The following is a 25,474-nucleotide window of genomic DNA, read 5'->3' as shown; positions in this document are numbered from 1 at the left end:
TCGTTCGTCCTGAAATGCAGTGCTTAGAAGTTCACGCCGAAGCTGAGCGCCACGAAGTCGCGGTCATCCACGGTGGTGTACTTGCCGTCGAAGAAATTGGTGTAGGCCAGGCTCGCGGTGTAGGTGTTCTGGTATTCGGCATCGACGCCCAGGCTGACCGCTTTGCGACCTTCTTCGAAGTTGCCGCCAGGGCCTGGCGAGTAACCGCTGACGTCGTGGGACCAGGCCACGTTCGGCTTGAGGTTTACCCCGGCGAACACGTCGTTGTATTCCCAGATGGCACGACCACGGTAGCCCCAGGACATCGAGGTGGTGAAACCGTCGTTGTCGCAATTGCGGCTGCGGTTGTTCTGCGGCGAACCCGGGCCGGCGCCGTTGATGGTGCTGGCGTTGAGGATGTTGGCGCAGGTATTGGTGGTGCCAGTGGCCGGCAATTCGCCCGGGCCGTAGACCGGATCGCGGCCATAACGCATGTCGGAACGGCTTTCCAGCCCGCCGACGTAGGTCGCGCCGACTTCACCGACGAGGGTCAGACGGCTGGCGCCCATGACCTGATCGAAGAAGTGCGTGAAGGTCGTCTGGATCTGAGTGATTTCCTTGCGCTCATAGCCGTGCAGGTCCTGACCCGGTACGCCAGTGAGCAGCGAAGCGTTGGTCAGCGCGCCGCCCAGTGGACGCACGCCGGCAAACAGGATGTCGGTGGAGTTCAGTTGCACCGGCGCGTTCGGACGATAGCTGATCTCACCGCTCCACGCCGTACCGGTAGGCAGGGTGGTGGAGAAGCTCAGGCCGTAGAGACGAATGTCTTCCGGGTATTCGATGAAGTAATTGGAGTTGCCCGCAACCAGCAGCGGTGCGAGCGCGGCGAACGGCCCCGGCAGCGCGGCGGCGGTGTTGTACACCGACTGCGGCGCACCGGTGGCGCTGAAGATCGGCGCACGGCTGTGGTAGTTCATGAAGTAGGCGCCGAACTCGGTGTCGAGTGGCTCGAACATGTATTTGAGGGACGCGCCCCACTGGCCGCTGTCGCGGGCATCACGGTCCGGCCCACGGCGCACCAGTACGCCTTCTTCGTTGACATCCACGCCTGCGCCCGCCAACGGCCCGAGGGCGATGGCCGGAATCTGCGAACGCTTGTTCAGCACGCGCAGATTGCTGTCGCAACCGTCGGCAACGATGTCCGGCTGGGAGAAGAAGGTGCCGCAGTTGTCGACGACGGTCTGGTCCCATTCCAGTTGATAGAACGCTTCGGCCGAGAGGTTATCGGTGAGGCTCTGGGACACGTAGAACATGTTGACCGGAATCAGGCCTTCCTTGATCTCGGCGCCCGGACGACGGAACGCGGAGACGTCGATCGGGTTGATCGAGTTGATGCCGCCGCCGATGAAGGTACTTTCACCCCAGCTCACCACTTGCTTGCCCAGACGCACGGAACCCGGCTGATCGGCAATCGCGTAGTTGTGGTAGACGAAGGCGTCGAGGATCTGCCCGCCCGAGGACTTGGCGCCCTCTTTGCGGTTGCTGTCGCTGATGTCCTTGAACTGGCGGCTTTCGTCTTTGAGTTCAAAGTCGTACCAGTATTTGCCACGGACGAACACGCCGGTGTCGCCGTATTTCAGTTCAAGGTCATGGATGCCCTTGAAGATCTTCGAGAAGGTTTCGCCGCTCTTGAAGTTGGCGTGACCGTCATCGGAAGTCTGCGACAGGCCATGGCCGCCATTGTTGACGCCGATGAGGTTCTTGTTCGGGCTCTGCGTGGACCAACTGGCACCGATCGACAGGGACGAGTCGAACTGCCCTTCGATTTCACCGACGTTGAAACTGACGCCGAATGCAGGCCCGGCGAGCGAGGAGGCAAGACTGACCGCCAGAGGCAGTTTCGCCCGGCGCCAGAACTGGTTTGCTGAGGTCATCGACGCTACTCCATGTGCATTATTGTTATGGCAGTGAGTACTTTTAAAAACGCTGTGGAGGACCGGGCGCCAGGGCTGCCCGAAATCGTTCCAGAGTTGCTCGCCCCGATCAGTGCGTGTGCTCCGTTTTCAAAAAGTCCTTGAGCGGACTATAGCCAGCGGGTGGTAGTGCTTGATCCCTCTAAAGTGTGATTTGCAGCCGCCAACCACTCTGGAACAGTCCTTTCGCCAGTCCGACACAAGTCGGCACGGCAAGGATGGCTGATTTTTTCGATTTCACAAGCCAAGCGCTTGCTTGGTGGGTCTGGCGCGCCGGTTTCGGCGCGCCAGCAGGCACTCAAAGTGTCGAAAGGAAGGTGCTGTTATTGGCCTGCCACTCGGTGATGTCGAGGCGGATACGCTTCTTGTCGAGTTTGCCGACACTGGTCTTGGGAATTTCGGTAACAAGGGCGATCTGGCTGGGGATCGCCCACTTGCTCAGGTGCCCCAGCTCGACGAACGGCTTGAGGTGTTCCTTGAGCTCACGCGCGCCGATCACCTGCCCTTCGCGCACTACCAGCAAGGCAAACGGACGCTCGCCCCACTGCGGGTCGGCAATGCCCACCACTGCTACTTCGCGTACCGCCGCATGCCGACTGATCAGGTCTTCGAGGTCGAGGGAGGAGATCCACTCGCCGCCGGTCTTGATCACGTCCTTGATGCGGTCACGAATGTCGATCACGCCCATGCTGTCGAGCGTGGCGACGTCGCCGGTGTGCAGCCAGCCGCCGGCCCAGAGCTCAGCGCCCTTCTGCGGTTCATTGAAGTAGCCTTCGGTCAGCCATGGCGCGCGCAGCACCAGTTCGCCCTGGGTTTCGCCGTCGGCCGGAAGGAAGTTGCCCTCGCCGTCGACAATCGCCGCTTCGACCAATGGCCCCGGCACACCGGCCTTGATCCGGTAAGTGGTGCGCTCGTCTTCAGTCCCGGCCATCAATTCATCGTTGAGGTGCGCGCAGGACACCAGCGGCCCGGTTTCCGACATCCCGTATGCGGCCGTCAGCTGAATGCCGCGCGCCTTGGCGTTTTCATACAGGCTGCGATTGAGCGCGCTGCCGCCGATGACGATCTTCCAGCCGCCGAAGTCGGCATCCTGCGCGGCTTTGGCGTTGAGCAGCATCTGCAGGATGGTCGGCACACAGTGGGAAAAAGTCACCTTCTCCTTGCGCCACAACTCCACCAGATATTCCGGATCGTAACGCCCGGGATAGACCTGCTTGAGCCCGAGCATGGTCGCCACGTAGGGCAATCCCCAGGCGTGGACGTGGAACATTGGCGTGATCGGCATGTACACATCGTTGGTGCCGAGCAGGCGCACGCTGTCGATCGACCCCATGATCGTCGCCACGCCGATGGTGTGCAGCACCAGTTGCCGGTGGGTGAAATACACGCCTTTCGGATTGCCCGTGGTGCCGGTGGTGTAGAACGTGGTGGCGACCGAGTTTTCGTCGAAGTCCTGGAAATCGTATTGCGCACTTGCAGCGGCCAGCAGTTGCTCGTATTCACCGACGAGGTTGGGCAGCTCTGCGGTTTTCTCCGGAAGATCGGTCAGCAGCAGGGTTTTCTCGACGGTGGTCAGCTGCGGCGCGATGGCCTGGTAGAGCCCGACGAACTCGCTGTTGACCAGCACGAAGCGGTCCTCGGCGTGATTCATGGTGTAGAGGATCTGCTCCGGTGACAGTCGCACGTTGATGGTGTGGATCACCGCGCCGATCATCGGAATGGCGAACATGCATTCCAGGTAACGATGGCTGTCCCAGTCCATCACCGCCACCGTGTCGCCGGCCTTCACGCCAGCAGCGGTGAGCACATTGGCCAGCCGCGCAACACGTTCGATCAGGGTCGGATAGCTGTAGCGCAACTGGTCACGGTAGATGATTTCGCGGGTTTTCTCGTAACGGGCGCCGGACATCAGCAGCCGTTTGATCAGCAATGGATACTGGTAGGCCCCATCGGCCGGCGGAATGACCCGAGTCTGCAACATAAGAATCCCTTTTCTGACTGCACGGTGTTGGCGGAGAGATTCGTACTCTAGTGCGCCTGCAAGACAGTCAAATCAGCCAAAGGAATGATTTGCAGAACCGCACAAATGCTAGCTTTGCGCCAGCATTTCGGGCTGATCCGGAAGAAAACACTACTTGTGGGAGCGAGCCTGCTCGCGAAGGCGTCGGGTCAGTCGACATCTTTGGTGGCTGGACTAGCGCTTTCGCGAGCAGGCTCGCTCCCACAGGGATTAATGTGTTCCAGTTCTCAGTGCATCTCGGTAAACGCGATTTTCACGCCGAGCGCGATCAGCACCGCGCCCATGGTGCGGTCGAACCAGTGGCCCATGCGGGCGAAGCCGGCGCGCACGCGGTGTTGGCTGAACAGCATCGCCACCAGACAGAACCAGATCGCCGTCGCCACCGCCAGGTACACGCCGTAACCGGCCTGCACGGCCAGCGGCGTGTGCGGGTTGATCACCACGGTAAACAGCGAGAGGAAAAACAGCGTGGCTTTCGGATTCAGGCCGTTAGTGACGAAGCCCGAGGTGAACGCACCCCGCGCGGTACGCACGCCGGCTTCCTTGTGCAAGTCATCGGTGACGGTTTTCGCCGGTTGCGCGCGCAAGGCCTTGAAGCCGATGTACAGCAAGTAAGCTGCTGCCGCCCACTTCAGCGCGTTGAACAGCACGATCGATTGCGACACGATCAGACCGATGCCAAGCAACGAATAGCCGACATGCAGGAAAATCGCCGAGCCTACGCCCAGCGCGGTCCAGGTGCCGGCGCGACGCCCATGGGTGACGCTCTCGCGCACCACCACGGCAAAGTCCGGTCCGGGGCTGGCCACGGCGAGCAGATGGATCAGGGCAACGGTCAAGAACTCGGTCCAGTACATGGGGGCTCCTATTTTTCAGGGGTAAACATCCAATCGGCAGTCACCACCCATTTGTGGCGAGGGAGCTTGCTCCCGCTCGGCTGCGCAGCAGTAGTAAAACCGGTACACCGGATAGTGCTAAGACAACCTCATTGGGCTTGGGTCTGCTTCGCAGCCCAGGGGGAGCAAGCTCCCTCGCCACAGGTATTACAGCGGCTCATGCTGTCGAGTAACCAATTGTTTCATCTGGTAGGCTCGGCAGAGTACGCCCTCCGCTCACAGCACAAAAGGTACAGTTGATGACGAACACGCGCCGCGCGGTATTCCTGGATCACCCTTCGCTGGACCTCGGCGATCTGGACCTCGGTCCGTTGCGTGAATGCTTCAGCGATCTGCAGCTGTTCGCCCAGACTTCGCCGGAACAGGTCAGCGAACGCCTGCAAGGCGCCAGCGTGGCGATCACCAACAAAGTCGTGATCGATGCGGCGGCGATGACTGCCAATCCGCAACTGAAACTGATCCTGATCAGCGCCACCGGCACCAACAACGTCGACCTCACCGCCGCTCGCGCTCACGGCATCACCGTGTGCAATTGCCAGGCATACGGCACCCCGTCGGTGGCGCAACACACGATCATGCTGTTGCTCAACCTCGCCACCCGCCTGGCCGACTATCAGAAAGCTGTGGGCGAAGGCCGCTGGCAACAGGCGAAACAGTTCTGCCTGCTCGACTACCCGATCGTCGAACTGCAAGGCAAAACCCTCGGCCTGCTTGGGCATGGCGAACTCGGTGGCGCCGTGGCGCGGTTGGCCGAAGCGTTCGGCATGCGCGTGTTGCTCGGGCAGATTCCCGGGCGCCCGGCGCGGCCGGATCGTTTGCCACTGGAGCAACTGCTGCCGCAGATCGACGCCCTGACCCTGCACTGCCCGCTCAACGAGCACACCCGGCATTTCATCGGCGCCCGCGAGCTGGCCTCGATGAAGCCCGGCGCGTTTGTGGTCAATACCGCTCGTGGTGGCCTCATCGATGAGCAGGCGCTGGCCGATGCTTTGCGCAGCGGTCACCTCGGCGGTGCGGCAACCGATGTGTTGAGTGTCGAGCCCCCGACCCAGGGCAATCCGCTGCTCGCCAGCGATATTCCGCGCCTGATCGTCACCCCGCACAACGCCTGGGGCAGTCGCGAGGCACGCCAGCGTATCGTCAGCCAACTGAGCGAAAACGCCGAAGCGTTTTTCAGCGGTGAGGCGCTGCGGGTCGTCAGTTGATAAACTGCGGCACTTTTTTTCAAGGAGCAGTTATGGATCCGCGCAGTGAAGTACTGCTTCGTCAGGCCGAGTTATTCCAGGGGTCGCTGTTGTTGGCGGGCTTGCCTGCCGACGACTTGCTCGGGCGTCTGCCCAACGCGTTCGGCTGGTGCTGGCACGCTGGCGATCAAGCCGCGCTGGACGCACGTTTCGAAGGCCGTAGCCAGTTCGGCGTGAATGTCCCGGAGCGCGAATTCGACAGCGCCGTGGTGTTCCTGCCCAAGTCCAAGGACCTGACCGACTACATCCTCAACGCCGTGGCATCGCGTCTGGCCGGGCGCGAGGTGTTTCTGGTCGGGGAAAAACGCAGCGGCATCGAAGGCGCCTCCAAACAGCTCAATCCGTTCGGCAAGCCGCGCAAACTCGACAGCGCCCGCCACTGCCAGCTCTGGCAAGTCACCGTGGCCAATGCGCCGGAAGCGAAATCCCTGGAAAGCCTGGCGCAGACTTACGAACTGCCGCTGGCCGAAGGGCCGTTGAAGGTCATCAGCTTGCCGGGCGTGTTCAGCCACGGTCGGCTGGATCGCGGCAGCGCACTGCTGCTGGAACATCTGGACAAACTGCCGAGCGGCCATCTGCTCGATTTCGGTTGCGGCGCCGGCGTGCTCGGGGCTGCGGTGAAACGTCGCTATCCGCACAATCAGGTGACCTTGCTCGATGTCGACGCGTTCGCCGCCGCCAGCAGCCGTCTGACCCTGGCCGCCAACGGCCTTGAGGCTGACGTCCTGACCGGTGATGGCATCGACGCCGCACCGATGGGTTTGAGCGCAATTCTGAGCAACCCGCCGTTCCATGTCGGCGTGCACACCGATTATTTCGCCACAGAGAACCTGCTGCGAAAAGCGGCCAAACATCTGAAAAACGGTGGCGAACTGCGCCTCGTGGCCAACAGTTTCCTCAAGTATCAGCCGCTGATCGAGGAGCACTTGGGCGTGTGTGCGATCAAGGCTGAAGGCAATGGTTTCCGGATTTACCGGGCCAAGCGCGGTTGAAAATTTGTGCTTGCCCAATCGGATTTGCCTAGGCAGAATCCGCTCCGTCCTAGGGGAGTAGTCTCCCACGAGCGCCAAGCTCGTCCGGCATACGTCAACATACTTGATCCTCAGATCATGGCGTATGCGACCCAAGCGTCCGCAGCAGACGGATCGCAGGGTTTGACAAGACCTATGACACGCACACCTTACCCGGGGCGGGAAGGCTGTACGTGTCATAGCCGTGTCGACCCGCCCCTTAGGAAATTCCTGATGCTGGACTCGTTACTCGTTCCCACCGCTATCGTTGCCTTGGCCGAAATCGGCGACAAGACGCAACTGCTCGCGCTGATTCTCGCCGCTCGCTTCCGCAAACCCTGGCCGATCATTGCCGGGATTGTCGCCGCGACCCTGGCCAACCACGCAGCAGCCGGTGCGGTAGGTGCCTGGTTCGGCAGTTTCTTCTCCGACGCCGTCCTGCACTGGATCCTCGCCGCCAGCTTCGCGGCCACAGCACTGTGGACTCTGGTCCCGGACAAGATGGATGACGACGAAGCCAGCACGGCGCGCAAGTTCGGGCCGTTCCTGACGACCCTGATCGCGTTCTTCCTCGCCGAAATCGGCGACAAGACCCAGATCGCCACCGTGATGCTCGCCGCGCAATACCCGGAACTGTGGCTGGTGATCATCGGCACTACCGTGGGCATGTTGATTGCCAACGTGCCGGTGGTACTGGCGGGTAATTTCGCCGCGGACAAACTGCCACTGACCCTGATCCGCCGCCTCGCGGCTTCGGCGTTCATGATTCTGGCGATTGTTGCGGTGTACAAGGCCATGCAGAGTAGTGGCTGGGTTTAACCCTACTCCTGATCTGGAATGAACTGTGGCGAGGGAGCTTGCTCCCGCTGGGCTGCGAAGCGGCCCCAAACGCTGCAATCGCGGTGTAACAATGTCACCGCATTGCCTGCATTTACGACTCCTGCGCAGCCGAGCGGGAGCAAGCTCCCTCGCCACAATGGCCCCGTCAATCTCAGGATTTCGGGGCTTTTTCGTACAGCGGCATCACTTTCGGAATGGCTGCCTGCAACGCCGCAATGCGACTGCTCGATGCCGGGTGAGTGCTCATGAATTCCGGTGGCGCGCCCTCGGAAGCCTTGCTCATCTTGTCCCACAGGGTGATCGCCGCGTTCGGGTTGTAACCGGCGCGGGCAGCCAGCTCCAGACCAATCAGGTCGGCTTCGTTTTCGTTGGCGCGGCTGTTGGGCAAGGTCATGCCGTAGTTGGCCACGGTGTCGGCCAGCGCCAGGCTGTCCTGGCCCAAACCGAACAACGCACCGGCGCCCTGCTTGGCCATTTCCATGCCATAGGCCTTCGACATCGCCTCACGACCGTGCTCGCGCAGGGCGTGGGCGATCTCATGGCCCATGACCGCGGCAATTTCGTCGTCGGTGAGTTTCAGGCTGTCGATCAGCCCGGTGTAGAAAATGATCTTGCCGCCGGGACCGCAGTTGGCGTTGAGCTCATCGCTCTTGATCAGATTGACTTCCCACTGCCACTGCGCCGCGTCCGGGCGGAAGGTCGGTGCCTGGGCGATCAGCCGGTTGGCGATGGTCTGCACGCGCTTGGCTTCCGGGCTGGTCTTGTCCAGCACACCTTTGCTTGACGCCTCGCCGACGGTCTTCTGATACGACTGCGCGTACATCTGGTCGACCTCTTGCGAGGACAGCATGCTGAACATGTACTGCTTGCGCTCCACGCCCACGGCACCGCCGCTGGTGGTGTTGACCGACTGACAACCGGCCAGCAACAGCGCTGCGCTCAGTGCACTTGTAACCAATGTCTTGTTCATTCAAAAACTCCCTGGAAACCTGAGGCGTATCCTAGGCGGCTAATGGTATCGGCGCCAGATACACCGGACGCATTGCGCGTACATTCACCTATGGCCGCAAGACGCGGTGGAAATTCCTCAACGCGCATTGAATCCGCCGCGCACCGATCCATCCACGACATCGCGCGGCGATTCCGACCAACGTCTCTCATGGCCCTGCACGCGCCGCCGATAAATCCCTCGCAGATTGTCCTCTTGCGTGCGGAGCTCCCATGAAGTTCAAGTCGATCCAGTTTTCCGTCGCCGCCCTGGCCGGCGCCATCGTTCTCAGCGTGGTCGCGGCGCTGGTGCTGTATGCACTGTTCTCCGGCGCTCGCACTCAAGAAATGGTGCAACAGCGCACCCAGGCGCAGTTCGAGCAAGTGATCGAGCAGCGCCTGACCTCGTTGGCCCAGACTCAGGTCAGCCAGATCCAGCGCGAACTCGAAGCGCCGCTGCTGATCGCCGGCGGCCTGGTTCGCGTCAACGCTCTGCTCGGCACAAACGGCACCGATGGCCAGCCGCGCCTGAGCCTCAGCCGCGAACAATTGATCAGCCTGATCAAGGAAAACGTCGAAAAGAATCCGAAGATTCTCGGCACCTACATCGGCTGGGAAAAAAACGCACTGGACCACAATGACGCGGCCTACGTCGGCAGCGCCGTGGTCGGCATCGATCCGGCCAACGGGCGCTTCCTGCCGTGGTGGTTCCGCAATACCGACGGCAGCCTGGGCGTGGACAAACTGGCCGATGTCGACGATCAGAAAACCCTGTCCACGGGCGTGCGCGCCAGCGAGTATTACCTCTGCTCAAAAGAGACGAAAAAACCCTGCGTGATCGACCCGGCACCGTACAAGGTCGGCGACAAAATCGTCATGCTCGCCTCGTTCATTGAACCGATCATGGTCAACGGCGCGTTCCAGGGCATCGTCGGCGCCGACCTGTCGGTGAACTTCATCCAGGACATGCTCCTTGCCGCCAACCAGAAACTCTATAGCGGCGCCGGGGAAATGGCCCTGGTCGGCGGCAATGGTCGGATCGTTGCCTACACCAAGGATTCGAGCAAATTCGGCGAAAAGGTCAGCGACATCCTCGACGCCGAGCAGGCCAGCAACCTCGCAAATCTGAAGCGCGACGAGGTGACCTATTCGGTCAATCAGACCAAGGGCCGCATCGAACTGTACCTGCCGTTCGGCATCGGCCAGACCGACGCGCGCTGGACGCTGATGCTGCAATTGCCGCTCAACGCGGTAATGGCCGACCTGCAAACCCTGCAGGCCGACCTCGATGCTCAACGCAAATCCGACACCTTCGGCATGGCCATGGTCGGCCTGATCATCGCCGGCATCGGTCTGCTGGTGATCTGGCTGGTGGGTCACGGCATTGCCCGGCCACTCAAGCAAATGGTCGCCATGCTCGATGACATCGCTCAGGGCGAAGGTGATCTGACCCGGCGTTTGAGCAGTGACCGCAGCGATGAACTGGGTTCGATTGCCAAAGGCTTCAACACCTTCCTCGCCAAGTTGCAGGCGATGATTACGCAAGTGGTGACCTCGGTGCAGAGCGTCAGCGATTCCTCGGAACACACCGCCGACATCGCCATCCGCACCAACATCGGCGTGCAGAAACAAATGGCCGAGATCGATCAGGTGGCGACCGCCGTGCAGGAAATGACCGCCACCGCCCAGGACGTCGCGCGCAACGCCACGCAGGCGGCACAAGCAGCGAGCCACGCCGATCAAGCCGCCAGCCAGGGCATGCAGATCGTCCGCGACACCTCCAATTCGATCGGCGTACTGGCGGTGGAAATCGGCAAGGCTGTCGACGTGGTGCAGACGCTGGCCAAGGACAGCGAAAACATCAACGCCATCCTCACCGCCATTCGCGGGATCGCTGAACAGACCAACCTGCTGGCTCTGAACGCGGCGATCGAGGCCGCGCGGGCCGGCGAGCAGGGCCGCGGTTTTGCCGTGGTCGCCGACGAAGTGCGCAATCTGGCGCAGAAAACCCAGAAAGCCACCGAAGAAATCCAGGCGATGATCCAGCAATTGCAGCAAGGCACTCGCGATGTGGTGCGCGTGATGGAAGACAGCCAGAGCCGCACCGACGAGAGCGTACAGCACGCGGCGAAAGCGGCCGAGGCGCTGGAGACGATTACCCAGGCGGTGTCGGTGATCAACGACATGAACACGCAGATTGCCAGCGCGGCAGAAGAGCAAAGCGCAGTGGCCGATGACATTAACCGCAACGTGATCAATATCGGTCAGGTGGCGAATGAAGTGGCCGGCGGTGCAGATGAGTCGAGCTCGGCGAGCGCCGGGTTGACCAAACTGGCGGAACAGCAGCGGCGGTTGATCAATCAGTTCAAGGTCTGAAAAATCAAGAGCCCCTCACCCTAGCCCTCTCCTGGAGGGAGAGGGGACCGATTGGGGGATGCTTCAAAAGTCCGTCGACCCGCAGGTCCTCGCTGAATCCATAATCGACTGGTTCTTTCAGGTCGATGTCTGACGCGAGACACCTCGGTCGGCCCCCTCTCCCTCCGGGAGAGGGCTGGGGTGAGGGGCTTTTGATCCACGCAAATCAAGCCGGGGTCAGGCACTCCGGCCCATTCAATTTCGGATCATTCACCAGATTCGCCAGCACCCGCTCGCGCAGCGCCGCCGGCTCGCTGGCGAGCAACCCCTGCAACACATGCAGCGGCGTTGCGGGATCCAGCCATGCAGTCTGCCCGGCCTCATCAAGAATCAACGGCCGCCGCTGGCTCGCCGCCGACTGAGTGATCACCGCCGTGCTCAGCCAGACCTGCTCCTGCACCGGATACGCCTCCCAGATCGCCGCGAAATACAGCGACGAGCCCTCCCCCGGCGTCAGCCAATACGGGCGCTTGCGCTGGGTGCCGCGCCATTCGTAAAAGCCGTTGGCCGGCAGCAGGCAGCGCCGCAGACGCAAGGCCTCGCGAAACATCGGCTGTTCTGCGACGGTTTCAGCGCGGGCATGGGCCGGGGTTTTCGACAGATCGGTCAGCCACGGCGGCGTCAGGCCCCAGCGCGCACGGGCCAATGTGCGCTGGCCGTCTTCGTCGGCACGCAGCATCAACACCGAATCATTGGGGGAAATGTTCCACTGCGCCTGCTGATCGGCGGGAAAACCTGGCAGGGCCGCGAAGTCGCGGTTCCAGCGAAACAGGGCATAACGTCCACACATGGGGCAACACGACTCTTGATCAAACGAACGTCAGCCTAACAGACCAGCGTCCCGGGGAAGCTCTCCGGTTCGTCGCCGGGCAGCGGCAGCGCGGCATTGTACGCGGTGATCAGGTCACGGGCGTATTCGGCCTGATCGTTGTCCACCGACAACCCGAGCAGGCCGAAGATCGGCAGCTCCCCCGTACCGCCCACCAGATCACGGCCGATCAGGTGCGCCTCGATTCCTTCATTGGCGAGCATGCCCTTGAGCATCTCGCCTTCCATCAGGTTCGCCGGTTCGTAGATGCGCTGCATACGCGGCCCTCACTCGTTTTCGCTGAAGACTTCGAGAAACCAGTCTTCACCGTGCACCTGCAGAACAAAGGTGATCGGCCGGCAGCACACCTGACAGTCCTCAATGTAAGTCTGATCGCCACCGGACAGGTCCACGGATGTTTCAACCACTTCCCCACAATACGGACATTCATACTCAGCGGCTTCCAGCATCGCGGTCTCCCAAGTGACTTGTGCGTATAATCGCCGGTCTATTTGCAGGGCTATTTTTGTCTGACTACTTTTCAGACCGTGCCCCGCGGGTTTTCGATCAAAACCTTTACTTACCCTAGCCGTTTCCAACAAGAGAGCATGATGGGCGAATTCGATGCCATCCGACCTTACGACGACAGCGAAGTACCTGCGGTACTGGCAAGGCTGCTCGGCGACAAGGCGTTTCTAGATATCCTCACCCACTTCCGCTTCCCGCGTTTTGCCGGTGCCTTCGGCTGGATGCTCAAACCTCTTATAGCCCATCGGCTGCGTCGTGAGTTTGCCGACGTGAATTCCGTGGCTACCTTACAGGACAAAGTCGAGTTCTACGTCGACCACACCATCGAGCGCGCCACCGACGGCGTGACCTACACCGGTGTCGAGCAGTTCAAGTCCGGCAGCGCCTACCTGTTCATCGCCAACCACCGCGACATCGTCATGGACCCGGCCTTCGTCAACTACGCCGTGTATCACGCCGGCCTGCCGACACCGCGAATCGCGATTGGCGACAATCTGCTGCAGAAGCCGTTTGTCAGCGACCTGATGCGCCTGAACAAGAGCTTCATCGTCCACCGCTCGATCACCGGCCGTCGCGAGAAAATGGCGGCGTACCAACTGCTGTCGGCCTACATCAACCACTCGATCCGCAACGACTGCGCGTCGATCTGGATTGCGCAGGCTGAAGGTCGGGCGAAGGATGGCGACGACCGTACCGAGTCGGCGATCCTCAAGATGTTCCACATGAGCCGCAAGGACGAGCCGTTCGGCGAAGTGATCCGATCGCTGAACGTGACCCCGGTGTCGATCAGCTATGAATACGACCCGTGCGACCAGGCCAAGGCCCGCGAGCTGTACATCCGCGCCACCACCGGCACCTACGCCAAGGCGCCGGGCGAGGATGACGTGAGCATTGCCAAGGGCATCACCGGCTACAAGGGCCGGGTGCACGTGAACTTTGCCGCGCCGATCACCGAGGTGTTCGAGGACACCAAGCAATTGGCGATCGAGATGGACAAGCAGATTCTCGGCGGCTACCGGTTGTTCCCGGTGCATTACCTGGCGTACGCGCAGTGGGCGGATGCCGATCCGCAGTTGAACGTGCCGAAGGCGGCAGAGGTGTTCCCGGCCGACGAACTGGCCAAGGCGCAGGATGAATGGCAGAGCCGACTGGACGCCTGCCCCGCTGAGCATCGCCCGTATCTGGTGCTGCAATACGCGACGCCGGTGCGCAATCAGTATCGGGTCAAGGCTGGGTTGCCGCTTTAATAATTTGCAGCAGGATCAAAAGATCGCAGCCTGCGGTGCTCCTACATGGGAATGATGTACATCCTGTAGGAGCTGCCGAAGGCTGCGATCTTTTGCTTTCAGAAGCGGGTGCTGATCCACGAGACCAGCAGCGCCAGCCCCAGGCAAGCAAAACCAAAACGATAGAAAAACCGGTTCATGCGCAACGTTGCCCAATCGAGCATCGGCTCGGCATTCGGCTGCGCCTGGCGCTGGGCGGCGAGACTGGCCTGGGCACGTTGCTCACGGCGGCGGGTCGCGTGCAGCAGCCAACTGCCCGGAAACGCCAGCAGCAAGGCCAGCAGATTGATCAACTTGGCGGGATGGGCGGTAAACAGCGTCATCAAGTGCAGCGACATCACAGACCTCGAACTTAACCGGTGTGGCAGACGCCAGACCGACGACCGCGGCGCGGATTCTACCCAAACCGGCCCACCCTGCCCCAGCCTTTGCGACAAATAACCTGACAATCGACCGATGGCTGTCCTGTGTCATGGCACCGTCACGTGGATGCTGCACCCTGCGCGCCTCGAAACCCGAATGGAATGCGACATGCTGCACGCGGAAAACCAGGATCGCCTGTACCTCATCACCCCATACGACGACCAGCAAAGCCTGGTCGGCAGCCTTGCCTTCAATGTTCAGGACCGGCACTGGCTGGTGTATTGCGCGCTGGGCGGGCATCAGCATGCGGATTTGCCTGAGACCGATTTGCTCACGGGCGTAAGCGTGCTCGATTTCTATTCCCAGGCTGCCTGAACGTCAAAAGCACCCTCACCCTAGCCCTCTCCCAGAGGGAGAGGGGACTGACCGAGGTGTTTGCGGTAGATACGCCGACTTGAGATACCGAGCCGAACTCAGGTTTTGAACCATACGCGATCGGCTCCCTCTCCCTCGGGAGAGGGCTGGGGTGAGGGGAATCGGTTTCCCATACGACACAAATCTCAGACCTGACAGCCAAAAAAAAGCCCGAAATCATCAATGATCCCGGGCTTTTTCACATCCGCCGAAAATTACTCAGCGAGCACCTGACCCACCGTCGGGTCCTTGAACAGACGGGTCAACGCATCGCTCAATACATCGCTGACCAGTTTGGTATTGGTTTCCTGATTCGGCGCCATGCCGAAGCGCTGGTCCAGCGACGCACCGTAGCGACCGCTGTAACGGCGGTTGGCGTTCTGCACGTCGGAGCGGAAGGTCGCGCCGATGGTTGCTTCGGTCACGTACATGCCTTCTTTCGGCGACTGGTATTTCAGCTCGGCCAGGGTCACGGTCAACTGCGGCGCATTGGGTGCGCTGGTGGTCGGGGTGAAGCCGAGCAGGCGTACGGCGGCTTCGGCCTGGGCCTGCAACTTGGGCAGGATCTGCTCGCGCTGCACGGTGATGGCGCTGGTTTCCGGGTACAGACCGCCACGAGTGCCGAGGGTTGGCGACGGACGACCGTCGACCACACGCACCACGACCGGCTGACCGCGACCGACCGCTGGCAGTTGCGTGGTCAGCTTCGGCTCCGGATTCAGTTGTTGCGGGCTGTGGGCGCAGCCGGCCAGGGTCAAACCGGCGACAGTGATCAAACCGAACAACAGGCGTTGCAACATGCTCTTCTCTCCAGAATCAGGCACAAACAGGCCGGCAGTATAGCGGTGGGCCACTGCGCGTAACCAGCGCCGCACAGTGAATACTGAAATGTCTGACAAACCCCGCCGAAAGCGGTTCCTGTCACACATTCTTCACCGTCCATACACCGCGACGTCACGGCCCACCGGCAAGCTTCACAGCAGTCCTCCTTCAAGGAACTCTGCCATGCGATATCTGATCTCGCTGTTCGCCCCGCGCCCGCTGCATCGCAGCTTTGCCCTGCTCGACCGCAACGGCCACTGCCAGGCCTTCAAGCAGTGCAGCCTGCAACCGATGGGAGACGGCTGGGTGGAAATCGAAGAAATCCGCCTGACCTGGCTGCACCAGCCATTGCCCGCCAGCGCGCGGGTCGTACCGCGACAAATGCGCGCACGGGGTCAGGTGCAGTTGAGCATCTGACCGGATGCCTAATAAAAGTCATTAAACACGAGCAACTGCGCGCATTTCTTCGCTACAATCTCCCCCCGATTATAAGGACGTCTCCTGATCGGGCCCCGCAACAGCGTCAATGCGCATGCATCGACATCAAAATCGCCCACAGAGAGCCGCCCACACAGATCGAGTGAAGTTGGCGCGCTTGCCTGTTCTTCCGGCAAAACCCCGCTTTTCGCGAATCTGCAGAGCTGTCATTCGCTCGGCCACCGCGTTGTTTTGCCCTTGCGGGCAGGTGCCAGGCCAAGGCAGCCCTTTTTGAGGTTCACGTCTTCAAAAGAGCGTGAAAAAAACGGGTTTTCACAACTTCACAAGAGTGTGGCGAGCAAATGAATAGTTTTGCGTCTGAACATGCACCATTAGCGTCTGAAACAGCCCAACGACACAGGACCGGGTATACCTCGAATACCGGAGCCTGAAGCCTGTCCGCTACGGATTTGGTTGCACGAAAACGGATGTCTCGACCATAAGTCGAATTGCCAGCCCTCGGCGAAAATGCGTTCATGGAACGCTTGAAACCAGGCCGCATGCATCCGTCGAAGTTGCGAAAAATTGCGAAGATTCGGACATGGCCAACCTGACCACGGATAGCCCGGGCCCACTGACCTGCCCTGGAACGCCTGGCAGCCATGCCGACAATTTGGTGCTGCAGATTTGGGAGACGCGTTAAATGGCGCATAACGAAGCAGTCGACGTAGTTCTGGTAGGGGCCGGCATCATGAGTGCCACCCTGGCCGTACTGCTCAAAGAGCTCGACCCCGCGATCAAGCTGGAAGTCGTCGAGCTGATGGATTCCGGTGCTGCCGAGAGTTCCAATCCATGGAACAACGCCGGTACCGGCCACGCCGGCCTGTGCGAGCTGAACTACACACCGCAGGCCGCCGACGGCAGCGTCGACATCAAGAAAGCCGTGCACATCAACACCCAGTTCGAGGTGTCGAAGCAGTTCTGGTCGTACCTGACCAAAAAAGGCACGTTCGGCTCGTGCAAATCCTTCATCAGCCCGGTGCCGCACCTGAGTTTCGTTCAGGGCGAGAGCGGTGTGTCGTTCCTCAAGGAACGCTTCAATGTCCTGAGCAAGCACCACGCGTTTGCCGACATGGAGTACACCGAAGACAAAGGCAAGATGGCCGAGTGGATGCCGCTGATGATGCCGGGCCGCTCGCCGGACGAAGTCCTCGCCGCGACCCGCGTGATGAACGGCACCGACGTCAACTTCGGCGCCCTGACCAATCAGTTGCTCAAGCACCTGAGCAGCGCCCCGGACACTCAAGTCAAATACTGCAAGCGCGTAACTGGCCTCAAGCGTAACGGCGCCGGCTGGACCGTCAGCATCAAGGACGTCAACAACGGCAACACCCGCGAAGTCGACGCGAAGTTTGTTTTCCTCGGTGCCGGTGGCGCGGCCCTGCCGTTGCTGCAGGCTTCGGGCATCGAAGAAAGCAAAGGCTTCGGCGGTTTCCCGATCAGTGGCCAGTGGCTGCGTTGCGATAACCCGGAAGTGGTCAAGCACCACCAGGCCAAGGTCTACAGCCAGGCGGCCGTGGGTTCGCCACCGATGTCGGTGCCGCACCTCGACACCCGCGTCGTCGACGGCAAAAAATCCCTGCTGTTCGGGCCATACGCCGGTTTCACCACCAAGTTCCTCAAGCACGGCTCCTTCATGGACCTGCCGATGTCGGTGCGCGCCGGCAACATCGGGCCGATGCTGGCGGTGGCAAAAAACAACATGGACCTGACCAAGTACCTGGTCAGCGAAGTGATGCAGTCGATGGAGCAGCGCCTGGAATCCCTGCGCCGCTTCTACCCGCAGGCGAAAGCCGAAGACTGGCGCCTGGAAGTGGCCGGTCAACGGGTGCAGATCATCAAGAAGGACCCGAAAAAGGGTGGCATTCTGCAGTTCGGTACCGAACTGGTCGCGGCGAAAGACGGCTCCCTCGCCGCCCTGCTTGGCGCATCGCCAGGCGCGTCGGTGACCGTTTCGATCATGCTCGAGCTGATCGAGAAATGCTTCCCGGGCAAGGCGTCCGGCGAGTGGGCCGCTAAACTGGCAGAAATCTTCCCGGCCCGTGAAAAGGTGCTGGAAACCGATGCTGCGCTGTATCGCAAGATCAACACGCAGAACAACATCGCCCTGGAACTGGTTGAGGAAAGCAGCGAGACGCCAAGCTTTGCTTGATCTCCTTGCATAAAAAAACGCCCCATTCGGGGCGTTTTTTTTGCCTGCCAGAATCAAAAGATCGCAGCCTTCGGCAGCTCCTACAGGGTATACATCAACCCCGTGTAGGAGCTGCCGAAGGCTGCGATCTTTTGATCTTGTCTTTTGACCTTAACCGCGCGCCTTCTCGATCAACTCGATGTACTCGGCGGCATTACGCTGATCCTTGATGTGATCAACAAAAGTCTGGCCCTGCTCGTCCTTGCCATCGACGTCATAACCGGCCACGACGAAGAAGCCCAGAAAACGCTCGAAATCATCGATACGCAGGCCACGATAGGCCTTGATCAGTTTGTGCAGCGACGGCGAAGTGGCATCGACCGGTTCAAAATCGAGGAACAGCTTGATCTGCTCATCGCCGATCTCGTCACCAATCACTTGTTTCTTATCTTTACGCATTGCCGACTCCAGCTCGCAGACATGACACGGGGCGGGCAGTTTACCCCTGCCCGACCGCCCGGCTCAACGCGGACGAATCGCACCGGTGTGCAAATCCGCCCAGATATGGCCGTTGGCATAACTAAGGAACTGCACATACACCGTGTCGTTGCGCAGCAGATCCATCACCACACGGTATTGCGCCAGTGGATAGAACAGCGTCAGGGTTTTGCTTTTTTCGTCGTAGGCCGGTTTTTTCAGGCTCTTGCTTTCGCCGTCGAAACTCATCAGCACCTGAGAAATGCTCGCGCCTTTGTTCAGCGATTTGCCCTTGAGGCGGATCAACAAGGACGAGGTGACCGGAATCGGCTGCTGATTGGACTGGCGCTGCGCACCGACCACCACTGAATACTCGCTGACCTGCAGCAGTTGCTGCTGCTCAGGCTCGGCGTCGCGCAGGGTCAGATCGTCCGGCGGCAGGAACTGGCTGTGCATCGGCGCGGCGGACAGTGGCAGGCTGAGAATCAGCAACGAGGCGGCGAGACTGCGAATCAAGAGGCGCATGACGGACTCCGGAGGGCGGGGCCGGGCACTCTAGCATGGGTATCACACAAACAAATGTAGGAGTGAGCCTGCTCGCGATTGCGGTCTGTCAGCAACGTAACTGTTGGCTGGTATGACGCTATCGCGAGCAGGCTCACTCCTACAGGGGATGGTGCTTTGGATTACATGCCTTTAACGGCGTAAATCCCGTTGGCATTGCGCCAGTAGCCTTTGTAGTCCATGCCATAACCGAAGATATAACGGTCGATGCACGGCAGGCCGACGAAATCGGCTTTCAGGTCAGGGCGCGCCTTGCGGTCGTGATCCTTGTCGATCAGCACGGCGGTGTGCACTTTGCGCGCGCCGGCGTGTTTGCAGAAGTCGATGATCGCGCCGAGGGTGTGACCTTCGTCGAGGATGTCGTCGATGATCAGCACGTCACGGTCGATGAACGAGACTTCCGGCTTGGCTTTCCAGAACAGGTCGCCGCCGCTGGTTTCGTTGCGATAACGGGTCGCGTGCAGGTAGGACGCTTCCAGCGGGAATTGCAGATGCGTCAGCAGTTTGCCGGAGAAGATCAGGCCGCCGTTCATCACGCAGAACACCACCGGATTGCTGTCAGCCAGTTGTTCGTTGATTTGTGCACCGACGCGAGCGATGGCCGCCTCGACTTCAGACTCGGTGTACAGGCAGTCAGCCTCTCGCATGATTTGACGGATATGCTCGAGATCAGCGGACATGGCGCTCTCCAGGGGTTGGCGGAATTGGAAAAGCGGGCAAAGGTACGCATCCCGCGAGGTCGAATCAAGCTCTTATGGACTAACGTACAGAATGTCCTATAGGACATCACCCTCGGATAGATTAATCTAGGCCGGTTTTTTTGCCCGCCGCCGGAGCCTTTCCCATGCCCATCCTCGAGATCCGCCATCCGCTGATCCGTCATAAACTCGGCCTGATGCGCCGCGCTGACATCAGCACCAAGAATTTCCGCGAGCTCGCTCAGGAAGTCGGCGCCCTGTTGACCTATGAAGCTACAAAAGATTTGCCGCTCGAATCCTACGACATTGCCGGCTGGTGCGGCACTGTGTCGGTGGAGAAGATCGCCGGCAAGAAGATCACCGTCGTGCCGATCCTGCGTGCCGGCATCGGCATGCTCGAAGGCGTGCTCAGCCTGATTCCGGGTGCCAAGGTCTCCGCCGTGGGCGTGGCCCGCAACGAAGAAACCCTGCAAGCGCACACCTATCTGGAAAAACTGGTACCGGAAATCGACGAACGTCTGGCGATGATCATCGACCCGATGCTCGCCACCGGCAGTTCCATGGTTGCCACCATCGACCTGCTCAAGAAGGCCGGATGCCGCGACATCCGCGCCATGGTTCTGGTCGCCGCGCCGGAAGGCATTGCCGCCGTAGAACAGGCGCACCCGGACGTGACCATCTACACCGCATCCATCGATGAGCGCTTGAACGAGCACGGCTACATCATTCCTGGGCTTGGCGACGCCGGTGACAAGATCTTCGGCACCAAGCAGAAGGACGCGTAACCATGCAGCAAGAGTTCAACGATCCGCTCTGGCGCACGGTGCTGTCCGGCGCGCAGATGCTGTTCGTGGCTTTCGGCGCTTTGGTGCTGATGCCACTGATCACGGGCCTGGACCCGAACGTGGCACTGTTTACCGCAGGTCTGGGGACGATCCTGTTCCAGATCGTCACCGGGCGTCAGGTGCCGGTGTTCCTCGCGTCGAGCTTCGCTTTCATCACACCGATCATCCTCGCCAAGGGCCAGTTCGGCCTCGCCGCGACCATGGGCGGAGTGATGGCGGCCGGTTTCGTCTACACCTTCCTGGGCCTGGCCGTGAAGATCAAAGGCACCGGCTTCATTGACCGGTTGCTGCCACCGGTGGTGATCGGTCCGGTGATCATTTCCATCGGCCTGGCCATGGCGCCGATTGCCGCGAACATGGCGATGGGCAAGGCCGGTGACGGCACCGAGCTGATCCACTATCAGACGGCGATGATGATTTCCATGCCGGCGCTGCTGACCACGTTGATCGTGGCGGTGTTCGGCAAAGGCATCTTCCGGCTGGTGCCGATCATTTCCGGCGTGCTGGTGGGTTTTGCCATGTCGTTCTATTTCGGCGTGGTCGACACGGCGAAAATTGCTGCCGCGCCTTGGTTCGCCCTGCCGCATTTCACCGCGCCGGAGTTCAACTGGCAGGCGATTCTGTTCATCGTTCCGGTGGCACTGGCTCCGGCGATCGAGCACATCGGCGGTGTGATTGCCGTGGGTAGCGTGACCGGTCGCGATTACCTGAAGAAGCCGGGCCTGCATCGCACCCTGCTTGGTGACGGTATCGCCACCACCGCCGCCGGCCTGTTCGGTGGCCCGCCCAACACCACTTACGCCGAAGTCACCGGCGCAGTGATGCTGACCAAGAACTACAACCCGAAAATCATGACCTGGGCGGCGATCTTCGCCATCACCCTGGCCTTCATCGGCAAGTTCGGCGCGCTGCTGCAAAGCATTCCGGTGCCGGTGATGGGCGGGATTCTGTGCTTGTTGTTCGGTTCGATTGCGGCGGTGGGCATGAACACCCTGATCCGCCACAAGATCGACCTGGGCGAAGCGCGCAACCTGGTGATCGTCTCGGTGACGCTGGTGTTTGGCATTGGCGGCGTGCTGGTCGGCACCGGCACCGGTCCGGACGACTTCGGCCTCAAAGGCATCGCGCTGTGCGCGGTGGTGGCGATTGCGCTGAACCTGATCCTGCCGGGTAATGACGGCTGGAAGAACAAGAAAGCGGATGAGCCGCTGATTTAACGCCTGAAGATTTTTACTGCCTGACAGATAGCTATCGCGAGCAGGCTCACTCCTACAAGGTCAACGCAATACCTGTAGGAGTGAGCCTGCTCGCGATTTGCTTTAAAGGGCCAGCGGCGCTCTTTCGCAGAGGGTGGCCAAGGCCTTGGCCCATTGCGCGTCGTCGTTCAGGCACGGCACCAGCACCAGTTCCTCGCCCCCCGCTTCGCGGAATTGTTCCTTGCCGCGATCGCCGATCTCTTCCAGCGTCTCGATGCAATCGGCGACGAACGCCGGGCACATCACCAGAATCTTTTTCACCCCGCTTTTCGCCAGTTCATCCAGCCGCGCTTCGGTGTACGGCTCGATCCATTTCGCCCGGCCCAGGCGGGACTGAAACGACACCGACCACTTGCCGTCCGCCAGGCCCATGGTTTTGGCGAAGGCGGCGGCGGTGCGGAAACACTGCGCGCGATAACAGGTCGCCAATACCGCCGCAGAGGCGGTCTGGCAGCAATCGGCGCCCTTGAGGCAGTGATCGCCTGTCGGGTCGAGTTTGCTCAGATGCCGCTCAGGCAAGCCGTGAAAACTCAGCAGCAGATGGTCGTAATCCTGCTGCAGATGTGGGCGCGCGCTGGCGGCCAGTGCCTCGATGTATTCCGGCTGATCGTAGAACGGTTGCAGGATCGACAGCTGCACGTCGAGTTTCTTCTCGCGCAGCACGCGTCGGGCTTCTTCGATCACCGTGGTCGTGGTGCTGTCGGCGAACTGCGGATACAGCGGCGCCAGCGTGATTTTCCGGTGTCCGGCCTTCACCAGACGCAGCAGACAGGTTTCGATCGACGGCTCGCCATAACGCATCGCCAGATCCACCGGACCGTGTTTCCACGTTCGGGTCATCTGCTCCTGCAAGCGGCGGCTGAGCACCACCAGCGGCGAGCCCTCCTCCCACCAGATCGACGCATAGGCATGGGCCGATTGCTCGGGACGCTTGATCAGGATCAGCGACACCAGCAGCCGCCGCAGCGGCCACGGCAGATCAATCACGTACGGGTCCATCAGAAATTGATTGAGGTAGCTGCGCACATCGGCCACCGAGGTGGAGGCCGGAGAGCCCAGGTTGACCAGAAGCAAAGCGTGATCGGTCATGCAACGTCCTATTTCAGAGGCGGCTGGAGAGATCATCCAGGGCCGCGCGTAAATCCGTGAAGCGGAAGCTGAATCCCGCTTCCAGCAGGCGTGCCGGCGTCGCACGCTGGCCGCCGAGCAATAACAGTGACAACTCGCCGAGCATGACTTTCAGCGCCAGGGTCGGCATCGGCATGAACACCGGGCGGTGCAATACGCTGCCCAGGGTCTTGGCAAATTCGCGGTTGCGCACAGGTTTCGGCGCGCAGGCATTATAAGGACCGCTGGCCTGATTGCGGTGCAGAAGAAAATCAATCAGGGCGATTTGATCGTCGATGTGAATCCATGGCATCCACTGCCGGCCATTGCCCAACGGCCCGCCGAGCCCGAGCTTGAACGGCAGCAACAGCCGCGACAAAAAGCCGCCCTCGGCCGACAGCACCAGACCGGTTCGCACCAGCACCACGCGGATGCCGAGGTTCTCGGCGCGCAGCGCGGTTTCTTCCCAGGCGATGCACAACTGACTGGCGAAGTCGTCGATGCCGGGCGGCGACTCTTCAGTCAATTCGCGCTCGCCACCGTCGCCGTACCAGCCGATCGCCGAGCCGGAAATCAGCAGCGACGGTTTCTGCGCACGAGTTTCCAGCCACGCGAGCAGCGTTTCTGTCAGTGTGATGCGACTGCTCCAGAGCAATGCCTTGCGACGATGGGTCCAGGGGCGATCGGCAATCGGCGCGCCGGCGAGATTGACGATCGCATCCAGCGGCTCTTCGCCGAGGTCCTCCAGCCGCGCAATCCCGCGCACTTGCGGGCCGCAGATCTGCGCGACCTTTTCCGCGCGGCGACTCCACACCGTCAGGCGATGGCCCTGCTCCAGCCAGTGTCGGCAGAGCTGACGTCCGATCAAACCAGTACCGCCGGTCAGCAATATGTGCATGACATCTTCCTCGCGTGGCGTTTAACCCGGATCACTAGTCTATTTTTATAGGCAGGGATCTTTTCTATCGGGCAGGCTCTATGGTTTAACAATAGGCCAAGCTGTCAGAACGAGAACGCTAGAAGTTATACCAAAAAACAGAATTGTACAGGTTTCATCGACGGCGTAGTCTGTACAGAAAGGTAAACGAGGCCCCTATGACTGTACCTATCGCAATCATTGGCACCGGCATCGCCGGGCTCTCCGCCGCCCAGGCTCTGACAGAGACCGGGCATACCGTTCAACTGTTCGATAAAAGCCGTGGCAGCGGCGGGCGCATGTCGAGCAAGCGCAGCGACGCTGGCTCGCTGGACATGGGCGCTCAATACTTCACCGCGCGTGACCGGCGTTTCGTTACCGAAGTGCAGCGCTGGCAGAGCCAGGGCTGGGCCGCCGAGTGGACGCCGCAGCTATACACTTTCCAGGGCGGACAACTGAACATGTCGCCGGACGAGCAGACCCGCTGGGTCGGTACGCCGCGCATGAGCGCCATCACCCGCGGCCTGCTCGATGGTCTGGATGTGCAGTTTGCCTGCCGCATCACCGAGGTCTATCGCGGCGAAGAACACTGGCATCTGCAAGACGCCGACGGCTGTACCCACGGCCCCTTCAGCCATGTGGTGATCGCCACGCCGGCACCGCAAGCCACCGCGCTGCTGGCCGCCGCGCCGAAACTCGCCGGCGTTGCTGCCGGGGTGAAAATGGAGCCGACCTGGGCCGTCGCCCTCGCCTTCGAAACCCCGCTCGATACGCCGATCGAAGGCTGCTTCGTGCAGGACAGCCCGCTTGACTGGCTGGCACGCAACCGCAGCAAACCCGGGCGCGACACCACCCTCGACACTTGGGTGCTGCATGCGACCAGCGCCTGGAGCCGACAGCACATTGATCTGTCCAAGGAAGCGGTCATCGAGCATCTGCATGGCGCTTTCGCCGAACTGCTGCACAGTGCCATGCCTGCGCCAACCTTCAGCCTCGCCCACCGCTGGCTCTACGCGCGCCCCGCGACCGGCCACGAATGGACCACCCTGGCCGACGCCGATCTGGGTTTGTATGCCTGTGGCGACTGGTGTCTGTCGGGTCGCGTCGAAGGCGCCTGGCTCAGCGGTCAGGAGGCTGCACGTCGCTTGCACGAACACCTGCAATGAATCGGATCAATCCACGCAAACTGCTGCTGTCGAAATGGACAGCAGCCCACCCGCAGAATCGCGAAAAGCATTTTCTGGTCACCGAACTGATCCGCGATGAAGAAGGCACGGTACTCGAGGTCGAGTTGCAGGCGGTGCTGACCCAGCGTAGCGAGCGAATGGATTGGCGAACGCTTCAGGACAATGAAAACTGGGTACTGGGCTGGAAATAAATTCCCACTGTAGGAGCGAGCCTGCTCGCGAAAGAGCTGT

Annotated in this window: 26 protein-coding genes and 1 riboswitch; of the genes, 12 read left to right on the top strand and 14 right to left on the bottom strand. The window is 60.9% G+C overall.

The annotated features are described in order from the left end of the window. Positions 1-23 precede the first annotated feature (23 nt). The 3 genes from QRN33_RS22340 to QRN33_RS22330 all read right to left on the bottom strand — a co-directional run bounded on the left by QRN33_RS22340 (position 24) and on the right by QRN33_RS22330 (position 4,829). Positions 24-1,913, bottom strand: coding sequence for a DUF1302 domain-containing protein (locus QRN33_RS22340; RefSeq protein ID WP_042609736.1), 1,890 nt, complete (start codon positions 1,911-1,913; stop codon positions 24-26). 337 nt (positions 1,914-2,250) lie between these two features. After that, positions 2,251-3,933 carry a fatty acid--CoA ligase gene (locus QRN33_RS22335; protein WP_064362151.1) on the bottom strand — a complete coding sequence of 561 codons (1,683 nt, stop codon included), beginning with the start codon at positions 3,931-3,933 and terminating at the stop codon, positions 2,251-2,253. 266 nt (positions 3,934-4,199) lie between these two features. Continuing rightward, positions 4,200-4,829, bottom strand: coding sequence for a LysE family translocator (locus tag QRN33_RS22330; RefSeq protein WP_042609734.1), 630 nt, complete (start codon positions 4,827-4,829; stop codon positions 4,200-4,202). Between the two features lie 278 nt (positions 4,830-5,107). Here QRN33_RS22330 and QRN33_RS22325 point away from each other — a divergent pair, with 278 nt between their 5' ends. The 3 genes from QRN33_RS22325 (at position 5,108) to QRN33_RS22315 (ending at position 7,941) form a co-directional block, all read left to right on the top strand. Further along, a complete protein-coding gene (locus QRN33_RS22325) occupies positions 5,108-6,073 on the top strand; it encodes a 2-hydroxyacid dehydrogenase (RefSeq protein WP_285410141.1) in 966 nt (321 codons plus the stop codon). 32 nt (positions 6,074-6,105) lie between these two features. Beyond that, positions 6,106-7,104: a methyltransferase gene (locus QRN33_RS22320; protein WP_116657777.1), complete on the top strand. Its 999-nt coding sequence runs from the start codon at positions 6,106-6,108 to the stop codon at positions 7,102-7,104. Positions 7,105-7,143: 39 nt separating this feature from the next. Then, positions 7,144-7,268, top strand: a riboswitch (yybP-ykoY riboswitch). Positions 7,269-7,356: 88 nt separating this feature from the next. After that, positions 7,357-7,941 (top strand): TMEM165/GDT1 family protein, encoded by a 585-nt coding sequence (locus QRN33_RS22315; RefSeq protein ID WP_042609731.1) that lies wholly within the window; start codon positions 7,357-7,359, stop codon positions 7,939-7,941. 172 nt (positions 7,942-8,113) lie between these two features. Here the strand turns inward: QRN33_RS22315 and QRN33_RS22310 are convergent, their stop codons facing one another. Then, the gene (locus tag QRN33_RS22310) at positions 8,114-8,932 is read right to left on the bottom strand and encodes a M48 family metallopeptidase (protein WP_039761327.1); all 819 of its coding nucleotides are present in this window, start codon (positions 8,930-8,932) and stop codon (positions 8,114-8,116) included. 251 nt (positions 8,933-9,183) lie between these two features. Here QRN33_RS22310 and QRN33_RS22305 point away from each other — a divergent pair, with 251 nt between their 5' ends. Then, positions 9,184-11,325 carry a methyl-accepting chemotaxis protein gene (locus tag QRN33_RS22305; protein WP_285410138.1) on the top strand — a complete coding sequence of 714 codons (2,142 nt, stop codon included), beginning with the start codon at positions 9,184-9,186 and terminating at the stop codon, positions 11,323-11,325. A gap of 205 nt (positions 11,326-11,530) precedes the next feature. Here the strand turns inward: QRN33_RS22305 and QRN33_RS22300 are convergent, their stop codons facing one another. The 3 genes from QRN33_RS22300 to QRN33_RS22290 are packed head-to-tail and all read right to left on the bottom strand — an operon-like array spanning position 11,531 to position 12,642. Next, positions 11,531-12,154: an SOS response-associated peptidase gene (locus QRN33_RS22300; RefSeq protein WP_285410136.1), complete on the bottom strand. Its 624-nt coding sequence runs from the start codon at positions 12,152-12,154 to the stop codon at positions 11,531-11,533. Between the two features lie 35 nt (positions 12,155-12,189). Continuing rightward, positions 12,190-12,450, bottom strand: coding sequence for a putative signal transducing protein (locus QRN33_RS22295; protein ID WP_285410135.1), 261 nt, complete (start codon positions 12,448-12,450; stop codon positions 12,190-12,192). A gap of 9 nt (positions 12,451-12,459) precedes the next feature. Beyond that, positions 12,460-12,642, bottom strand: coding sequence for a CPXCG motif-containing cysteine-rich protein (locus tag QRN33_RS22290; protein WP_042609727.1), 183 nt, complete (start codon positions 12,640-12,642; stop codon positions 12,460-12,462). 141 nt (positions 12,643-12,783) lie between these two features. On the opposite strand from QRN33_RS22290, the gene QRN33_RS22285 reads away from it, so the two are divergent. Further along, entirely contained in the window at positions 12,784-13,947 is a 1,164-nt protein-coding gene (locus tag QRN33_RS22285) for a 1-acyl-sn-glycerol-3-phosphate acyltransferase (protein WP_174823868.1), read from the top strand. Positions 13,948-14,045: 98 nt separating this feature from the next. On the opposite strand, the gene QRN33_RS22280 is transcribed toward QRN33_RS22285, so the two are convergent. Beyond that, on the bottom strand, positions 14,046-14,324 hold the full coding sequence (locus QRN33_RS22280; protein WP_064362140.1) for a hypothetical protein: 279 nt from the start codon (positions 14,322-14,324) through the stop codon (positions 14,046-14,048). A 193-nt stretch (positions 14,325-14,517) separates the two neighbouring features. Here QRN33_RS22280 and QRN33_RS22275 point away from each other — a divergent pair, with 193 nt between their 5' ends. Continuing rightward, positions 14,518-14,724 (top strand): hypothetical protein, encoded by a 207-nt coding sequence (locus QRN33_RS22275; protein WP_016770662.1) that lies wholly within the window; start codon positions 14,518-14,520, stop codon positions 14,722-14,724. 254 nt (positions 14,725-14,978) lie between these two features. On the opposite strand, the gene QRN33_RS22270 is transcribed toward QRN33_RS22275, so the two are convergent. Next, positions 14,979-15,563: a YajG family lipoprotein gene (locus QRN33_RS22270; protein ID WP_042609724.1), complete on the bottom strand. Its 585-nt coding sequence runs from the start codon at positions 15,561-15,563 to the stop codon at positions 14,979-14,981. Between the two features lie 205 nt (positions 15,564-15,768). Here QRN33_RS22270 and QRN33_RS22265 point away from each other — a divergent pair, with 205 nt between their 5' ends. Next, positions 15,769-16,002: a hypothetical protein gene (locus tag QRN33_RS22265; RefSeq protein WP_064362138.1), complete on the top strand. Its 234-nt coding sequence runs from the start codon at positions 15,769-15,771 to the stop codon at positions 16,000-16,002. 703 nt (positions 16,003-16,705) lie between these two features. Next, positions 16,706-18,214, top strand: coding sequence for a malate dehydrogenase (quinone) (gene mqo, locus QRN33_RS22260; protein ID WP_064362137.1), 1,509 nt, complete (start codon positions 16,706-16,708; stop codon positions 18,212-18,214). A 150-nt stretch (positions 18,215-18,364) separates the two neighbouring features. Here mqo and QRN33_RS22255 read toward each other — a convergent pair whose 3' ends face one another. From QRN33_RS22255 to QRN33_RS22245, 3 genes are all read right to left on the bottom strand, one after another. After that, complete coding sequence (locus QRN33_RS22255; protein WP_285410130.1) at positions 18,365-18,652, bottom strand: PA4642 family protein; 288 nt, start codon at positions 18,650-18,652, stop codon at positions 18,365-18,367. A 63-nt stretch (positions 18,653-18,715) separates the two neighbouring features. Next, complete coding sequence (locus QRN33_RS22250) at positions 18,716-19,195, bottom strand: hypothetical protein (RefSeq protein WP_285410129.1); 480 nt, start codon at positions 19,193-19,195, stop codon at positions 18,716-18,718. Between the two features lie 161 nt (positions 19,196-19,356). After that, positions 19,357-19,914 (bottom strand): hypoxanthine-guanine phosphoribosyltransferase, encoded by a 558-nt coding sequence (locus tag QRN33_RS22245; RefSeq protein WP_016773231.1) that lies wholly within the window; start codon positions 19,912-19,914, stop codon positions 19,357-19,359. A 164-nt stretch (positions 19,915-20,078) separates the two neighbouring features. Between QRN33_RS22245 and upp the strand changes: the two genes are divergently transcribed. Both upp and QRN33_RS22235 read left to right on the top strand, forming a co-directional pair. Further along, the gene (gene upp / locus QRN33_RS22240; protein WP_024014279.1) at positions 20,079-20,717 is read left to right on the top strand and encodes a uracil phosphoribosyltransferase; all 639 of its coding nucleotides are present in this window, start codon (positions 20,079-20,081) and stop codon (positions 20,715-20,717) included. Between the two features lie 2 nt (positions 20,718-20,719). Then, a complete protein-coding gene (locus QRN33_RS22235) occupies positions 20,720-21,994 on the top strand; it encodes a uracil-xanthine permease family protein (RefSeq protein ID WP_027612217.1) in 1,275 nt (424 codons plus the stop codon). A 102-nt stretch (positions 21,995-22,096) separates the two neighbouring features. On the opposite strand, the gene hemH is transcribed toward QRN33_RS22235, so the two are convergent. Both hemH and QRN33_RS22225 read right to left on the bottom strand, forming a co-directional pair. Then, a complete protein-coding gene (gene hemH / locus QRN33_RS22230; RefSeq protein ID WP_227973057.1) occupies positions 22,097-23,122 on the bottom strand; it encodes a ferrochelatase in 1,026 nt (341 codons plus the stop codon). 13 nt (positions 23,123-23,135) lie between these two features. Further along, positions 23,136-24,038 carry a TIGR01777 family oxidoreductase gene (locus tag QRN33_RS22225; RefSeq protein ID WP_042609718.1) on the bottom strand — a complete coding sequence of 301 codons (903 nt, stop codon included), beginning with the start codon at positions 24,036-24,038 and terminating at the stop codon, positions 23,136-23,138. Positions 24,039-24,235: 197 nt separating this feature from the next. On the opposite strand from QRN33_RS22225, the gene QRN33_RS22220 reads away from it, so the two are divergent. Together QRN33_RS22220 and QRN33_RS22215 are read left to right on the top strand one after the other, a co-directional pair. After that, positions 24,236-25,222, top strand: a complete 987-nt coding sequence (locus QRN33_RS22220) for an NAD(P)/FAD-dependent oxidoreductase (protein WP_042609717.1) — start codon at positions 24,236-24,238, stop codon at positions 25,220-25,222. Beyond that, positions 25,219-25,434, top strand: a complete 216-nt coding sequence (locus tag QRN33_RS22215; protein ID WP_042609716.1) for a TIGR02450 family Trp-rich protein — start codon at positions 25,219-25,221, stop codon at positions 25,432-25,434. The genes QRN33_RS22220 and QRN33_RS22215 overlap by 4 nt, the downstream gene beginning before the upstream one ends. The last annotated feature ends 40 nt before the right edge of the window (positions 25,435-25,474 follow it).

This window comes from Pseudomonas sp. FR229a (assembly GCF_030209115.1).
Lineage (GTDB): Bacteria > Pseudomonadota > Gammaproteobacteria > Pseudomonadales > Pseudomonadaceae > Aquipseudomonas > Aquipseudomonas moraviensis_A.
Note: the sequence above shows the minus strand (reverse complement) of the source record. Positions and strands in the feature narration are given on the sequence as shown.

Bases quoted from the DNA above. Each gene is read 5' to 3' on its own strand.
- QRN33_RS22340 (WP_042609736.1), bottom strand. From the start codon at position 1,913: ATGACCTCAGCAAACCAGTTCTGGCGCCGGGCGAAACTGCCTCTGGCG.
- QRN33_RS22220 (WP_042609717.1), top strand. From the start codon at position 24,236: ATGACTGTACCTATCGCAATCATTGGCACCGGCATCGCCGGGCTCTCC.
- QRN33_RS22335 (WP_064362151.1), bottom strand. From the start codon at position 3,933: ATGTTGCAGACTCGGGTCATTCCGCCGGCCGATGGGGCCTACCAGTAT.
- QRN33_RS22295 (WP_285410135.1), bottom strand. From the start codon at position 12,450: ATGCAGCGCATCTACGAACCGGCGAACCTGATGGAAGGCGAGATGCTC.
- QRN33_RS22310 (WP_039761327.1), bottom strand. From the start codon at position 8,932: ATGAACAAGACATTGGTTACAAGTGCACTGAGCGCAGCGCTGTTGCTG.
- QRN33_RS22275 (WP_016770662.1), top strand. From the start codon at position 14,518: ATGCTGCACGCGGAAAACCAGGATCGCCTGTACCTCATCACCCCATAC.
- QRN33_RS22300 (WP_285410136.1), bottom strand. From the start codon at position 12,154: ATGTGTGGACGTTATGCCCTGTTTCGCTGGAACCGCGACTTCGCGGCC.
- QRN33_RS22215 (WP_042609716.1), top strand. From the start codon at position 25,219: ATGAATCGGATCAATCCACGCAAACTGCTGCTGTCGAAATGGACAGCA.
- upp (WP_024014279.1), top strand. From the start codon at position 20,079: ATGCCCATCCTCGAGATCCGCCATCCGCTGATCCGTCATAAACTCGGC.
- mqo (WP_064362137.1), top strand. From the start codon at position 16,706: ATGGCGCATAACGAAGCAGTCGACGTAGTTCTGGTAGGGGCCGGCATC.
- QRN33_RS22225 (WP_042609718.1), bottom strand. From the start codon at position 24,038: ATGCACATATTGCTGACCGGCGGTACTGGTTTGATCGGACGTCAGCTC.
- QRN33_RS22280 (WP_064362140.1), bottom strand. From the start codon at position 14,324: ATGTCGCTGCACTTGATGACGCTGTTTACCGCCCATCCCGCCAAGTTG.
- QRN33_RS22255 (WP_285410130.1), bottom strand. From the start codon at position 18,652: ATGCGTAAAGATAAGAAACAAGTGATTGGTGACGAGATCGGCGATGAG.
- QRN33_RS22270 (WP_042609724.1), bottom strand. From the start codon at position 15,563: ATGTTGCAACGCCTGTTGTTCGGTTTGATCACTGTCGCCGGTTTGACC.
- QRN33_RS22285 (WP_174823868.1), top strand. From the start codon at position 12,784: ATGGGCGAATTCGATGCCATCCGACCTTACGACGACAGCGAAGTACCT.
- QRN33_RS22320 (WP_116657777.1), top strand. From the start codon at position 6,106: ATGGATCCGCGCAGTGAAGTACTGCTTCGTCAGGCCGAGTTATTCCAG.
- QRN33_RS22325 (WP_285410141.1), top strand. From the start codon at position 5,108: ATGACGAACACGCGCCGCGCGGTATTCCTGGATCACCCTTCGCTGGAC.
- QRN33_RS22330 (WP_042609734.1), bottom strand. From the start codon at position 4,829: ATGTACTGGACCGAGTTCTTGACCGTTGCCCTGATCCATCTGCTCGCC.
- QRN33_RS22315 (WP_042609731.1), top strand. From the start codon at position 7,357: ATGCTGGACTCGTTACTCGTTCCCACCGCTATCGTTGCCTTGGCCGAA.
- QRN33_RS22265 (WP_064362138.1), top strand. From the start codon at position 15,769: ATGCGATATCTGATCTCGCTGTTCGCCCCGCGCCCGCTGCATCGCAGC.
- QRN33_RS22305 (WP_285410138.1), top strand. From the start codon at position 9,184: ATGAAGTTCAAGTCGATCCAGTTTTCCGTCGCCGCCCTGGCCGGCGCC.
- hemH (WP_227973057.1), bottom strand. From the start codon at position 23,122: ATGACCGATCACGCTTTGCTTCTGGTCAACCTGGGCTCTCCGGCCTCC.
- QRN33_RS22245 (WP_016773231.1), bottom strand. From the start codon at position 19,914: ATGTCCGCTGATCTCGAGCATATCCGTCAAATCATGCGAGAGGCTGAC.
- QRN33_RS22250 (WP_285410129.1), bottom strand. From the start codon at position 19,195: ATGCGCCTCTTGATTCGCAGTCTCGCCGCCTCGTTGCTGATTCTCAGC.
- QRN33_RS22290 (WP_042609727.1), bottom strand. From the start codon at position 12,642: ATGCTGGAAGCCGCTGAGTATGAATGTCCGTATTGTGGGGAAGTGGTT.
- QRN33_RS22235 (WP_027612217.1), top strand. From the start codon at position 20,720: ATGCAGCAAGAGTTCAACGATCCGCTCTGGCGCACGGTGCTGTCCGGC.